Genomic DNA, 889 nt, shown 5'->3' on the forward strand with positions numbered 1-889 from the left:
TAGCTGCTTAAAATTTGTTTTTATCATAACAATCATCTCGAGCGAAGTGCAACGCAGCCGAGAGATCTGCCTCGAGATAGATCTCTCCATTCCCCTGCGTTCCAGTCGAGATGACGATCCCATTTTTTTAAACTACAAAAATAGTTAATTTCTTTAAATAATGTTATCTTGCTTTTAAATCCTTAAAGCATGAAAACATTACTATTTATATTCTTATCTGCACTTTTATTCGAAACACCAACCATTGAAAAAGACCGCGATCGCTGGAAACCTTATTATACGGATGCGTCTCCGGCAAAAACAGCCGATCAATGGTATCTGCCATTTGATATAACCAACCGTAAAAAGGTAAACAACATCAAAATCATCAGCATTTTTGGCGATCACCGCGATAGTTATGTTAAAGGGCATATCCACACGGCTATCGATATTAACCCGGCACAGCCTAAAACGAAACTGGTTAGTGTTTATGCCATGGCCAATGGCATAGTGTGTTCTGTTCATTTGGGCGAAAACCAGCGCACGGTTGTGGTTAAACATAAATTACCGAACGGACAGATGATGTTTACCTCTTACAAACATTTAAAAGAAGTTTATGTAAGCAATGGTCAGGCGGTTGATCAGAATACGAAACTGGCGAGATTATTTACCCCACAGGAAAGCAAAAAATACGGTGGCGATTATCATCATCTTCATCTGGAAATCAGGAAGAAATTTGATGATTATGGCTGTGCCAGCTGGTTAACTTTTAACGATGCACAACTGAACGATCGGTTTTATAATCCGCAGCGTTTTATAAAGGAACATGTTAAATAAAGTTTTGGTGGTGATGTTATCGATAGAGAAGCCAAGTTTGAATAGGCACCATACCCAGTAAACTTGACTTCTC

At 38.9% G+C, this 889-nt stretch carries 1 protein-coding gene; it reads left to right on the forward strand.

What is annotated here, in order from left to right:
• Positions 1–189 precede the first annotated feature (189 nt).
• Positions 190–816, forward strand: a complete 627-nt coding sequence (locus tag DRW42_RS28430) for a M23 family metallopeptidase (RefSeq protein ID WP_113952226.1) — start codon at positions 190–192, stop codon at positions 814–816.
• The last annotated feature ends 73 nt before the right edge of the window (positions 817–889 follow it).

Origin of the sequence: Pedobacter miscanthi, assembly GCF_003315595.1 — a bacterium.
GTDB classification, from domain to species: Bacteria; Bacteroidota; Bacteroidia; order Sphingobacteriales; family Sphingobacteriaceae; genus Pedobacter; species Pedobacter miscanthi.

Coding starts and splice junctions, on each gene's coding strand:
- DRW42_RS28430 (WP_113952226.1), top strand. CDS start 190: ATGAAAACATTACTATTTATATTCTTATCTGCACTTTTATTCGAAACA.